The sequence below is a fragment of the Niabella beijingensis genome, assembly GCF_020034665.1.
Classification (GTDB): domain Bacteria; phylum Bacteroidota; class Bacteroidia; order Chitinophagales; family Chitinophagaceae; genus Niabella; species Niabella beijingensis.
Genome location: NZ_JAIQDI010000001.1, coordinates 238,842 through 252,178 on the forward strand (window position 1 = coordinate 238,842; position 13,337 = coordinate 252,178).

Consider the following 13,337-nt stretch of genomic DNA (forward strand, 5'->3'; position numbering starts at 1 on the left):
TACGGGCTCTGCGGGAAACTTTACACTACTTATTTTTTGCGGAACAGCACACCGCTGTAAAAGCAGCCCCGAAAAAGCAGCAGCCCCTGCCGCTCCGGGATCCTTTTACCCAATTATTTACGCACAGCATACTTACAACTCCCTATCATGCTAAAGAAATTTATACAACGACCCGTATTATCTACGGTTATTTCCATTATCCTGCTTTTGCTGGGTATTCTCTCGCTCTTTGCCCTCCCTGTTACCCTGTTCCCGGACATTGCGCCGCCCAGTGTGCAGGTTACCGCCACCTATCCCGGTGCCAACGGTGAGGTAGTGGCGCGCTCCGTGGCCACCCCGCTGGAAGAAGCCATCAACGGTGTGGAGAACATGACCTACATGACCTCCAACTCCAGCAACGACGGTACCATGACCCTTACCGTGTTTTTCAAACAGGGTACCGACCCCGACATCGCTTCGGTAAACGTACAGAACCGCGTTTCCAAAGCCGTGAACCAGATCCCACAGGAAGTGGTGCAGTCGGGCATTTCCACCCAAAAGGTGCAGAACAGCTTTATCATGTTCACCGGGCTTTACAGTGAAGACAGTGCCCAGTATGATGAGCTCTTTCTCGAAAATTATTTGAAGATCAACGTGATCCCGCAGATACAGCGGATCCCCGGTGTGGCCCAGGCCCAGGTATTTGGCGCCAAGGACTACTCCATGCGGATCTGGCTGAAACCCGACCGCCTGGCGGCGAACAACCTTTCGCCCCAGGATGTATTAAGCGCCATCCGGGACCAGAGCCTGGAAGCCGCTCCCGGACGGCTGGGCCAGAACAGCGATGAGGTATTTGAATATGTATTAAAGTACAAGGGCAAGCTGAACAGGAACGAGGATTATGAGAACATTGTGATAAAAGCAAACGCCAATGGTTCCGTACTAAAACTGAAGGACCTGGCCCGTGTGGAATTTGGCGCCTTTACCTATAACGCCAACGCCCGGCTGAATGGCAAGCCTGTAGCGGGTTTCGCCATTCTGCAGACCGCAGGCTCCAACGCCAACGACATTCTTACAGAGGTGGACCGTCAGCTGAAAGAGCTGTACACCACCATGCCAAAGGGCATCAAACCCATTACCATGTACAACTCCAAGGAGTTCCTGGATGCCTCCATCCACCAGGTAAGGGAAACATTGATCATCGCGTTTATACTGGTGTTTATCGTGGTATTCATCTTCCTGCAGGACTTCCGGTCCACGCTGATACCGGCCATCGCCGTGCCGGTAGCCATTGTGGGTACCTTCTTCTTCCTGCAGCTCTTTGGGTTTACCATTAATCTGTTAACGCTCTTTGCGCTGGTACTGGCCATTGGTATTGTGGTGGATGATGCCATCGTGGTCGTAGAAGCCGTGCACGCAAAAATGGAGCATAAGGATATGCCGGTGCGTAAGGCCACCGTGCAGTCCATGAACGAGATCTCGGGTGCCATCATCTCCATCACGCTGGTAATGGCCGCGGTGTTTGTGCCCGTTGGCTTTATGCAGGGCCCGGCAGGGGTGTTCTACCGGCAGTTTGCCTTTACACTGGCCATCGCCATCCTCATCTCCGCGGTAAACGCGTTAACACTGAGTCCCGCTCTTTGTGCCTTGTTCCTCAAAAACCCGCATACACCGGGCGAAAAAGGACACCCGCACGAAAAGAAAGGTTTTATGGGCCGCTTCTTTACCGCGTTCAATGCCGGGTTCCGCACATTGACCAACCGGTACATCGGCAGTCTGAAGTTCCTCATCCGCCGGAAATGGGTAGCCATCGGCGCGCTGGTGCTCATTGCCGGGGTCAGCTTCTGGCTGATCAAAAGAACGCCTACCGGATTTATTCCTACGGAAGACCAGGGCTTCGTGCTCTACGCCGTAAACACCCCTCCGGGCAGCTCGCTGCACCGCACGCACAAAGCCACAGCGGCTATTGATAAGATCATCAAACAGGAAGAGTCTACCAATAACCTCTGGGTTATCGACGGGCTGAACTTTATCAGCAATGCCAGCGCCTCTCCTTATGCCGCAGGCTTTATCCGGCTGAAGGATGTGGACAAACGGGGCAAGCTGACGAACCCGGATGAAATTGCTGGAGCACTTACCGGTAAGGTAACCTCCGTAAAGGATGCCAATACCTTCTTCTTCAACTTCCCCACGGTGCAGGGCTTTGGTAACGTGAGCGGTTTTGAGTTTATGCTGCAGGACCGTACCAATGGTCCGCTGGAAAAGCTGGGCAACACCGCCGGTGCCTTCATCGGCGCGCTGATGCAGCGGAAGGAAATAGCGTATGCCTTTACCACCTTTGCTGCCGGTAACCCGCAGTATACCATCGAAACGGATTTTATAAAAGCCAAACAATTGGGCGTATCCGTAAGCGAGCTGATGCAGACCATGCAGATCTACTTTGGTAGCAGCTTTGTGTCCGACTTCAACCGCTTTGGTAAATACTACCGGGTAATGGCGCAGGCGGATATCCCCTACCGTAAAGACCCGGCTTCGCTGGATGGCATTTTTGTAAAGAACAACCTGGGCGAAATGGTACCGGTTAAAACACTGGTAAAACTGAAACGGGTATTTGGTCCGGAAACGGTGACCCGCAACAACCTCTTTAATGCCGTTACCATTAACGGGGTGCCCAAGCCCGGCTTTAGTACGGGTGATGCCATCCGCGCTATTGAAGAAACCGCGAAGACGGCCCTGCCGAGAGGCTACTCGTACGAGTGGACGGGCATTACCCGGGAGGAACGGAGCGCGGGCAGTCAGCAGATCTACATCTTCCTGCTCAGCATCATCTTTGTATACTTCCTGCTGGCCGCGCAGTACGAAAGTTATGTGCTGCCCCTGGCGGTGATCCTTACCGTACCGGCGGGTATACTGGGGGTATTTCTATTCATCGGCTTTGCCGGACTGGAAAATAATATTTATGTACAGATCGGGCTGATCATGCTCATCGGGCTGTTGGCCAAGAACGCCATCCTTATTGTGGAATACGCGGTACAGCGGCGAAGAAAAGGCATGAGCCTTGTAGCCTCGGCACTGGAAGCCTCCAGGCTGCGCCTGCGCCCGATATTGATGACTTCCTTTGCCTTCATCGTCGGTATGCTGCCGCTGGTGTTTGCAAAAGGCGCCTCCGCCATCGGTAACCACTCCATCGGTTACAGTACCGTAGGGGGCATGCTTACCGGGGTGTTGCTGGGTGTGTTCATCATCCCGGTGCTGTACATCATCTTCCAGTATTTGCAGGAAAAAATTGTAGCAAACAGGGTGCATGATAATGAGGAGGACTGGGAGCTGGGATAGCAGCTCGCAGCTCGTCAGGCTCACTATGACAAAGAGCAATGTCACCCTGAGCCTGACGAAGGGGCTCCCAATCCGAAGAGATGCTTCGGCTCCGTTACACTTCGCTCAGCATGACGTAAACGTGATTATCGTTCCGTCACCTGAGCGCAACAAAGTGAAGCCGAAGCCCGCCCGGATGAACTCCGTTCGGACGGGGGGCTCACAAATATCGGACGGTATGATCGCACAGAGATGCTTCGACTCCGCTCAGCATGACAGAAGCGCAATTAGCTTCATTACCAGGATCGCGTGACACAAACCATGTTCCGTCACCCTGAGCGTAACGAAGTGAAGCCGAAGGGTCTCACAAATATCGGACGGTATGATAACACAAAGATGTTTCGACTACGCTCCGCTTCGCTCAACATGACGGTAGAAAGTAAATAGCATCATAAAAAGTTCTTCAAAAGGATCAAAATCAACTATGAATTATTTAAATATGAAAAGAAGACATTCCCTGCAATACCTGCTGCCGGTGATCGCACTACTGGTTACGGCGGCCTCCTGTAAAGTAGGACAAGCCTACAAACGCCCGGAAGTGGCGCTGCCGCAGGAGTTCCGCGCGGTGGCCACGGCGGATACCAGCAGCATTGCCGATGTGGAATGGAGGCAGTTTTTTACAGACCCTGCTTTGCAAACCCTCATCAGCAAAGGCATCGGTTATAACTACGACCTGCAGATTGCGCTGAAGCGCGTAGCCGCTTCTGAGCAAACCCTAAAGCAGGCCAAACTGTTACAACTGCCGCAGCTCAGCTTTAGCGTTACCGGGCAAACCACTAACCCGTCCAATAACAGCTTAAACGGGTTAAGCATCGGCAGCTTTATAAAAAAGCAGCATGTGGAAGATTTTAATGCCGCCCTTACCCTTACCTGGGAGGCCGACATCTGGGGCAAGATCCGCCGCCAGCAGGAAGCGACCATGGCCGGTTACCTGCAAACCTACGAGGCTTCAAAAGCCGTGCAGACGCAGATCGTAGCCAGCATTGCACAGGGTTATTACAACCTGCTGATGCTGGATGAGCAGCTGAACATTGCCAAAAAGAACCTGGCATTAACAGACAGCACGCTCCGCTTTACCCAGCTGCAACGCAACGCGGGTGAGGTAACCACCCTGGCGGTGCAGCAGGTGGAAGCGCAAAAGCAATCCACGGCCCTGCTTATTCCCCAGCTGGAACAGAACATTGCCATACAGGAAAATGCCTTAAGCATTTTAACCGGCAGCCTGCCCGGCCCGGTGGAGCGGGGCAAGGGACTTTTTAACTCCGATGTGCCGCAATGGCTAACACCCGGCATTCCTTCTGCCATCCTTAGCCGCAGGCCGGATGTGCGCGCTAAAGAAATGGAGCTGATCACCGCCAATGCAAAGGCCGGCATTGCCCAGGCCAATATGTACCCCAGCCTGTCCATCACTGCGCAGGGCGGGCTAAACTCGTATCTGTCCAACAACTGGTTCAATATACCGGCGTCGCTGTTTGGTACCTTATTGGGTAATGTTACCCAACCCGTGTTTCAGCAGCGCCGGTTAAAGACGGAGCTGGAAACGGCAAAGATCCAGCGGGAGCAATCGGTGCTGGAGTTCCGCCAGTCCGTACTTACTGCCATTGGCGAAGTATCGGACGCCCTGGTGGCCACGGAAAAATTAAAGGAGCAAAAGACCATTGCCAGCAACCAGGCAGATACCTTACAGCTGGCTATAAAAAATGCGCGGCTGCTGTTTAAAAGCGGTATGGCCAATTATATAGAGGTGCTCTCTGCACAGTCCAATGTATTGCAGTCGGAGCTTAACCTCGCCAACATTCACCGTTTGCAGCTGAGCGCTGCGGTAGACCTGTACCGCTCCCTGGGCGGCGGATGGAAATAAAGTGCGCGTTGTATTTTTTCCCAGCTGATGGTCATGGTGAACCTGACGAACCATGATTGTGTGGTCGCCCTTCGGCAAGCTCAGGGTGACACCAGGTTTTACTACTTTAGAAGCGCTGTCATTAATAGCCTGTTGGCAGGCAGCGCGACGAAATGTGAGTGTGACGAACAGTGAGCTTGTCGAACTGTGGGCGAAAAAGTTCATTGTCATGGTGAGCCTGACGAACCATGATTCTATTGGTCGCCCTTCGGCAAGCTCAGGGTGACAGCAGGTTTTACTACTTTAGAAGCGCTGTCATTAATAGCCGGTTGGCAGGGAGCGCGACGAACAGTGAGCTTGTCGAACTGTGAACGAAAAAGTTCACTGTCATGGTGAGCCTGACGAACCATAATTGTGAGGGTCGCCCTTCGGCAAGCTCAGGGTGACAGCAGGTTCCTTCGTCAGGCTCGGGACGACATCGAAAAATTCAGGACGACATCGAAAAAAATATTGTGCATTGAATAAAAACAACTCATTTATGCAAACAACAGATATTACCAATAAGCGCACAAGGGTGGTGCTCATCGCCATCCTTGGCTTACTCACCGCTATTGGTCCGTTTTCCATAGATATGTACCTGCCCGGCTTTCCGGCTATGGCAACCGACCTGCATACGTCCATCAACACCATCTCCTATTCCTTGTCCAGCTTTTTCATCGGGCTTTGTATCGGGCAGCTGATCAGTGGTCCGCTGCTGGACCGTTATGGCAGAAAACGCCCGCTCATCATCGGGCTGGTCATTTATATTGCCGCCTCCATTGGTTGTGTACTGGTGCGCACACCGGAGGCGCTGATCGTGCTGCGGTTCATCCAGGCCCTGGGCTGCTGCGTATCCATGGTAGCGCCGCGGGCCATTACCCGCGACCTGTTCCCGCTTCAGGATAATGCCAAAGTATTGTCCCTGCTCATTTTGTTGTTAGGGGTATCCCCCATCCTGGCGCCTACCTTTGGCAGCTACGTGGTGGCCTATTATCAATGGCAGGATGTATTTATTATACTGGCGCTTATAGCCGCCGCCACGCTGGCCGCCGTTATCTTCCGGTTCCGGGAAAGCCGCGCGCCGGATGCATCCGTATCCTTAAAGCCGCGGCCCATACTCAACGCCTTTGGCGGGGTATTAAAAAATCCGCAGTTCTTTACCTATGCGTTTGCGGGTGGCGTTTCCTTTGCGGGGCTTTTTGCCTACCTCTCCGGCTCGCCTTTTTTGTTTATGGAATACTTTGGCGTATCCAAAACCGCCTACGGCGCCATCTTTGCCGTTATTGCGGCAGGGCTTATCGGCAGCAGCCAGCTAAACGCGGTCTTATTAAAAAAATATTCGAGCGAACAGCTGGTTACCGCGTCCATCCTGTTGCAGACCATCATCGGGTTTGTACTGCTGGCGGGTATTATCACCGGCGTTTTAGGACTGTATGGCACTATTGCAGTTATCTTTCTCCTTTTCTGCACATTGGGCATCAGTTCTCCCAATACAGCGGCGCTCAGCATCCTGCCTTTTAGTAAGGAGGCAGGGAGTGCTTCGGCACTGCTGGGTGCCCTGCAAATGGGGCTGGGCGCGCTGGCTGCGGCCCTTACCGGTGTGTTTGCCAACAGAACACCGGCCCCGCTGGCCATCATTATTGCCGCCAGCGGATTGCTGGCACTCATCATCCTATTGGCCGGTCAGCGGCGGGTAAAGCAGCTGCCGCAAGCGGAAGCAGCTGCGGAAACGATTTCAGAACAGGCAGAGGAAGAGGCGTGTGTTATGGTATAGTAGTATGGATAAACTGAGGCAGCAAGTTGTCTGCATCTGTGCAACCAGCGGGCTTTGTTCCCGCTGGTTTGTTTTTTGCAACACACTCGCATCATGCTGAACGGAACTTATTTACGTCATGCTGAGCGGATCCCGCGACAGCGGGAGTAGCCGAAGCATCCTTATAATACAGAAGGTCCCGACTATCCAGAGACCCTTCCGCTCCGCTTCGCTACGGTCAGGGTGACGGAATAAAACCACACTCACGTCATGCTGAGCGCAGCCAGCGACAGCGGAAGCAGCCGAAGCATCCCTATACTACAGAAGGTCCCGACAATCCGGAGACCCTTCCGCTCCGCTTCGCTACGGTCAGGGTGACGGAATAAAACCACACTCACGTCATGCTAAACAGAACTTATTTACGTCATGCTGAGCGGATCCCGCGACAGCGGAGCAGCCGAAGCATCCCTATAACACGGAAGGTCGCGACAATTGCGAGACCCTTCGGCTTCACTCTGTTACGCTCAGGGTGACGGACTACAAGCACGATCACGTCATGCTGAGCGCAGCCGAAGCATCTTTGCCCTATCGAAAAACTCAATATCGGCGAGGCCCTTCGGCGCCATTGCATTCCGCCCGGAGCGACGAAACAAAATTATTTTAGTAATTTGTATCATGCAAAAAGGAGGTTTTGTATACATACTAACAAACAAAACAAGGACGGTCCTCTATATCGGCGTCACGTCCAATCTCCGGGCACGGTTATGGGAACATGAACACCACGAAACACCCGGTAGCTTTACAGACAAATACAATGTAACATTCCTCATTTATTACGAGTGGTTCGACACAATCAACTCGGCTATAGAACGGGAAAAACAGTTGAAGGGATGGGTTAGGAAAAAGAAAGAACAATTGATCACACAAAAAAATCCGGATTGGAAGGTTTTTAATGAGGAAATTTCTAAGGAGATATATAGTCTTTTATATTGAATAATTATACTTCCGTCATGCTGAGCGGAGTGTAACGTAGCCGAAGCATCCCTGTTATACGGAAGGCTCCAACAATCCGGAGACCCTTCCGCTTCGCTACGGTCAGGGTGACGGACTACAAGCACGCTCGCGTCATGCTGAGCGGATCCAGCGAAGGCCGGGAGCAGCCGAAGCATTTCTGTAACGCAGAAGGCCGCGACATTTGTGAGACCCTTCGGCTTCATTACATTCCGCTCAGGGTGACGAAACAGGGTTCACGTCATGCTGAGCGGATCCCGGCGAAGGCCGGGAGTAGCCGAAGCATCTCTGCAATACCGAAGGCCTCAACAATCCGGAGACCCTTCCACTCCGCTTCGCTGTGGTCAGGGTGACGGACTACAAGCACGCTCGCGTCATGCTGAGCGGATCCCACGATAGCGGGAGTAGCCGAAGCATCTCTGTAACGCAGAAGGCCACGACAATTGCGAGACCCTTCGGCTTCATTGCATTCCGCTCAGGGTGACGAAACAGGGTTCACGTCATGCTGAGCGAATCCCGGCGAAGGCCGGGAGCAGCCGAAGCATCTCTGTAACGCAGAAGGCCACGACAATTGTGAGACCCTTCGGCTTCATTACATTCCGCTCAGGGTGACGACATTCGGTTCGGGTAAGGGCGACCAACTCAATCATGCCCGCCTGAACGGAACGGGCAGGGTTCGTCAGGCTCACCATGACAATGAACTTTTTCATCCATAGTTCGACAAGCTCACTATGTCAGGCTCACCATGACAGGAAAAAGCATCCCCCCTCACCCCTCCTTTACCAGCGCGGGCTTCAGATGCCCGCCTATATGCAATACCTCCCGCACATCTATTAAATGCGCGGCTTCCATTAGCCGGGTTAACTGTAAATACAGCTTTAATAGGTCCAGCTCACAATCATTGGTGCAGCTGGATAGCGCATAACTCAATACTTCTTTTATATGGTGCCGCCACTGTGTTACATCCCCGTGCTTAAAAAAACGGCTGAATACTTTATAGGGATTCTGATACTCCCCGGCGGACAGGTTTTTGGGCAGGTAGTCCCATTCTGCACAGTTTGTACCGGGACGGGCATACAGCCGCTTGTCTGTAAACTGCCTCGGCTCAATTTTAAGGGCAGACGTTTTCTTTTGCCGGTACAGCTCCCACGCGGCAAGGATCACTGAAGTAACTGCATTAAACAGGTCGAGCACCGATGCCGGTTCGTCTTTTTTATGCACTTTTTTGCGGTCTACGGAACACAGCACCTGCCGGATGGTCTTTTTTACAGAACCGATGTCTGCAAAAATGAAGCATTCTGCAAACACCTGGTAGGGGTCGGTGACTATGGTATAGGCCCAGCAATGGGTTTTAAACGGATCTTTTGGGGATTTGTTTTTCATGGAGTTTGTTTTTAGGTGAATTATTGTTTCTCGTCATTCCCACCGCAGCGTAGCGGAGGAATCTCTATGCCTATCAAAAGAAGCCCTGCAGGTTTTACGTGCATAATCGATATTCTATTTTTTTCTTTTTTCCACTTTTCCAATCGATGAAAAGTGGAGCAAAAATCTTGTCCGCAAAAAAGGCAAATCCTGCCTGACTATTCTTAATTCGGACCAGACTTCAATGTTGCCGGCAGGAACAGAAAAATCCGGCGCTTCAGGCTTTGTTGCGCTTGGGGCGGAACGCCATTTCGCTTGATTTTTCCTTTTGCTGCTTTTGCGGACGCCTTCTAAGCAGCTTTGCTCAATCGGATATGAATTATTTCCATCGGGATGGTTGTCTTTATCATAAACACGAAGCCGGCGGAACTAATAATGATATCATCCGGAACTATCCTGCACTTGCATGGTACCGGGGAAGGCGGTCATTATTTCCCCGCTGGTGGTGGCGATAACGGTAAGGGTGGTTACGGTATTGCCTGCCGGGTCGTAGCCCACGGGCGTGCCCGCATCCCATACGCGTTGCAGGTGGCAGCTGCGGGGCACCGGCTCCGGCGGCTGCCGGGCGGCATCCCGTATGCAGGCTACTAGCTGCGGTATGGGCAGGGTAAACTTACCGGTGAGCGGGTGGCGCGGCACTTTGTAATAATGGCGCTCTAAAATATGCGCCAGCACTTTGGCGCTCAGGTACCAGCCCTGGCGCAGCAGCTTTTTACGGTGCTTTACGGGCAGCTGGCCCATAAGGCCCTGCTGCATTTGGTGCAGCCAGCTTTGGGTATCTGCCAGCAGGAACAGCACTTGCAGCCATTGTGCTTCGTTAAAGGTGTTGGGTGTAGCAACGGCGTTATCCATAACAATAGGTTTTATGCTGGGCACCTGCACAAAAAAGGCGTGGCGCTCAACTTACCGCTTTTGAGGTACTGGTATACCCACACACAGATAAGAGAGCTCACGCCTAGGTCGTGAGCTATTCTGCTTATCATCTCGTGTGTTAAAAATTACCAGTTTTCAAAAGCGAGATTCAAAGCGAATGCTTCAACTAATTTTATGAAGTAATCGCAAAAATATTTTATTCAAAACAAATATACATTACTTTTCTCAAATGCGGGGCAAAATCCGCAAAATATTTTTTTATAATATTTTTATTTGCTTAATGCTTGATCTTAGCGCCGATATATGTAACTACATTAATAAGGAGTGGATAGCCCAATGGGAAGGCTCCATGCGCTCCTTTGCTGATGAGCATGACGTGGACGAAAAAACTATAAGGCAAATCATTGATTATAAAAAAACCTCCTATAAAATAGGGCTTTATACTCTACACAAAATGTGTACGGCAAGGGATTTAACGCTTGAGGAGTTTTTTAGGGAGGTTAAGAGGTAGAAATATTAATCTGCGCAAAAAATCAAACTATAAATCATTCAGAATAGATAGTATATTCAACACTAAAAATAAAAGGCACATCATCCACTGACCTTTCTACTCCTTAATATATTCAACAACACATGACCTTAAATATGTAAGTTCATCGCTTTCAAAATCTTTAGATAAACTATAGGTAAACGTGTCCATTGACATTTGATTAATCAGCTTCAACGATTGTAGTCTCTCCTTTAAAAAAAGTAAAATATACTTTCCCGGAATATTAGATAGAGCATCGGTAAAAACATTAAAGAATTTAAAGAATTTATTTATCTGACTATTGAGGGAAAAACGTCGATCTTTCATCTTAAGCCTAATTTCAACTTCATGAAGATAGTCTTTTACAAAATTTAGTCTATACACAGGAGGGTCATCAAAAACGAAATCTCTGTTGACATTAAGTACATAGTAATAATGTTGCAATTGGTGCTTCTGGATAACGATAAAACTGCATGCTAATTCTTTTAAACAATAAATACAGTTCGCCAGCAATGAATCCAAATCGAATAACGCATCGATGTCAGCATCTTTAAGTTTTGGTGTCTTAGAACGAATGAGCTCATATATTGCACTTTTTGTACACAAATAATTTTCAATTGAGTACTTCTTCAAGTAAAATAAATTGGCAACATCCTCAATAGTACCTAGAATATGATCAAAGTCCAAATCAACCAAATAAATCTTCCTTTTATCTCTCGTATTCATTCTGGCGCCATTGATTACATTACTTTTACCATTCAAGGGAAAAATCTTTTCAAACTTAATATCGGGGAATAAATTTCGAAGAATATTAAAATAGAAATGCTCTTGTTCAACATCTTCCACATAAAATTCTATTTCGTTAAACTGTGCATATAAAATATCTTGGCCAGATAGAAAAGAATCTGTTAGTTCTGGAAATCCGTCAGTCATGGTCGTCTGTTAATTATATGGGAGTAAAAGTTTTGCTTTATCTCTTTTTTTATTAGCAAGAATTGGCGAATGAGTTGCCAGAATCAACTGTGTTCCATGAGGAGTGACGTTTTCCAGCTGATGTAAAAAATCTTCTTGCCATTTAATATGAAGCGACAATTCAGGCTCATCAATAATAAATATTTTTCCATCTTGGCTATTGAAAGCTATATACGAAAAAAGGATCAAGATCTGTTGTTCTCCAGACGACAAGAACTTAATGTCTTTAAATTCGGTCACAATTTTACCGCTTTTATCGATGGTATGAAAGGAAAGCTCCGAAGTATCCTCCTTAAAAAGCAGCTGCTTGGAAGAGTCTTTTAGAAAGAAATTCAACGTACTAATATACGTGTTTATCTGTTGCAAAGCTTTGTTTGATTCTATCTCAAATTTCTCAAACTCTTTTAAAAGTTTATTAACCTTTACAAATTGGCTTGCATTTAATCCATAAAGAAGTTTTATACTTTCATTATCTGGGTTTGCTTGATACTTCGTAGTAATTTCTTTTAACTGTGCAAAATATCTAGTAATCGTCTTTTGATCCTCATCACTAAGTGAACTCTTCTCAATATTATTAAAATAGTCATTCACGCGCTTTTCAGCACCATCAATTTGATTCAGATTTAATTTGTGCCTTATCCCGGAATTAAAAGACTCCAAAGTAATACTTCCTGCAAATGTGGAAAGCATCAAGTGATTTTTCAAATTACTAGTTAAGTTCAAAATTGAATTCTTTTGTCTTCGGTATTCTCTATTTACAATTTCCTTTACTCTGTCTAAGGGAGATAAATTCTGAATAGAGCTTCCTTTTACAATTTTCCCACGAATAGATTCATCTATAAACAATTTTTCCGACTCCTCTGTATATAAAGTCCTATCCAGTCCTATAATAGTTGGATTCGGAAACGTTGCAATTAAATCCCAGGTATTTTTTTCTTTCTGATCGGGCCCAAGATTTGCGTACTGTTGGATAAGGCTTGATTTCAAAGTTTCATCATTCTTTATCTCTAAAGGAGTAACCTTCATTCTAACGCGTAGTGGAGAAAGTTTCTCCCGACCATTTTGAATAGAATACACAAACGAATTACTATTATGCCGGCAAGTAATTGTATAATCTACATCTTTAAATACAAAAGACAGTTTAATACTTTTGAATTCAGTTACACACAAATGCGCTATAGAAGGACGAAGAATCCAATTAACAATATTTAAAATACTCGTTTTTCCTGATCCATTAATTCCGACCAAAAGCGTCAAATCATTATTAAACGTAATACTTTTATTAATATACCCGTAAAGTCCTTTAATTTCTAAATTTTTAATTTGCATACTAATAATACTTTTAAACTTATAAAACTAGCTATTATCCTCCAATATTTTTTTAGAATATAAGTATGCTTACTATACTTATAGCTATCCAAGGAGTTTCGATGCATTAATTAAGTAGTCTTTCAAAATTTTAGGGATCCACTAATACACTTTTTTTAATTCAAGAGCCCCATCGAACAGAGCTGCGTCCATCAAATACTAGCCGCACAGACCTG

At 48.1% G+C, this 13,337-nt stretch carries 8 protein-coding genes; 4 read left to right on the plus strand and 4 right to left on the minus strand.

Annotated elements, in window-relative coordinates:
- Positions 1–147: 147 nt before the first annotated feature.
- From K7B07_RS00910 to K7B07_RS00925, 4 genes are all read left to right on the plus strand, one after another.
- Positions 148–3,315 carry an efflux RND transporter permease subunit gene (locus K7B07_RS00910; RefSeq protein WP_223706611.1) on the plus strand — a complete coding sequence of 1,056 codons (3,168 nt, stop codon included), beginning with the start codon at positions 148–150 and terminating at the stop codon, positions 3,313–3,315.
- Between the two features lie 463 nt (positions 3,316–3,778).
- Positions 3,779–5,215, plus strand: coding sequence for an efflux transporter outer membrane subunit (locus K7B07_RS00915; protein WP_420847737.1), 1,437 nt, complete (start codon positions 3,779–3,781; stop codon positions 5,213–5,215).
- A 517-nt stretch (positions 5,216–5,732) separates the two neighbouring features.
- Positions 5,733–7,007, plus strand: coding sequence for a multidrug effflux MFS transporter (locus K7B07_RS00920; RefSeq protein ID WP_223706615.1), 1,275 nt, complete (start codon positions 5,733–5,735; stop codon positions 7,005–7,007).
- Positions 7,008–7,661: 654 nt separating this feature from the next.
- Positions 7,662–7,979, plus strand: coding sequence for a GIY-YIG nuclease family protein (locus tag K7B07_RS00925; protein WP_223706617.1), 318 nt, complete (start codon positions 7,662–7,664; stop codon positions 7,977–7,979).
- Positions 7,980–8,765: 786 nt separating this feature from the next.
- On the opposite strand, the gene K7B07_RS00930 is transcribed toward K7B07_RS00925, so the two are convergent.
- The 4 genes from K7B07_RS00930 to K7B07_RS00945 all read right to left on the minus strand — a co-directional run bounded on the left by K7B07_RS00930 (position 8,766) and on the right by K7B07_RS00945 (position 13,122).
- Positions 8,766–9,380 (minus strand): hypothetical protein, encoded by a 615-nt coding sequence (locus tag K7B07_RS00930; RefSeq protein WP_223706619.1) that lies wholly within the window; start codon positions 9,378–9,380, stop codon positions 8,766–8,768.
- Positions 9,381–9,800: 420 nt separating this feature from the next.
- Entirely contained in the window at positions 9,801–10,271 is a 471-nt protein-coding gene (locus K7B07_RS00935) for a hypothetical protein (protein ID WP_223706621.1), read from the minus strand.
- A gap of 628 nt (positions 10,272–10,899) precedes the next feature.
- Positions 10,900–11,754, minus strand: coding sequence for a DUF4435 domain-containing protein (locus tag K7B07_RS00940; RefSeq protein ID WP_223706622.1), 855 nt, complete (start codon positions 11,752–11,754; stop codon positions 10,900–10,902).
- Between the two features lie 9 nt (positions 11,755–11,763).
- The gene (locus tag K7B07_RS00945) at positions 11,764–13,122 is read right to left on the minus strand and encodes an AAA family ATPase (RefSeq protein WP_223706623.1); all 1,359 of its coding nucleotides are present in this window, start codon (positions 13,120–13,122) and stop codon (positions 11,764–11,766) included.
- Between the last annotated feature and the right edge of the window lie 215 nt (positions 13,123–13,337).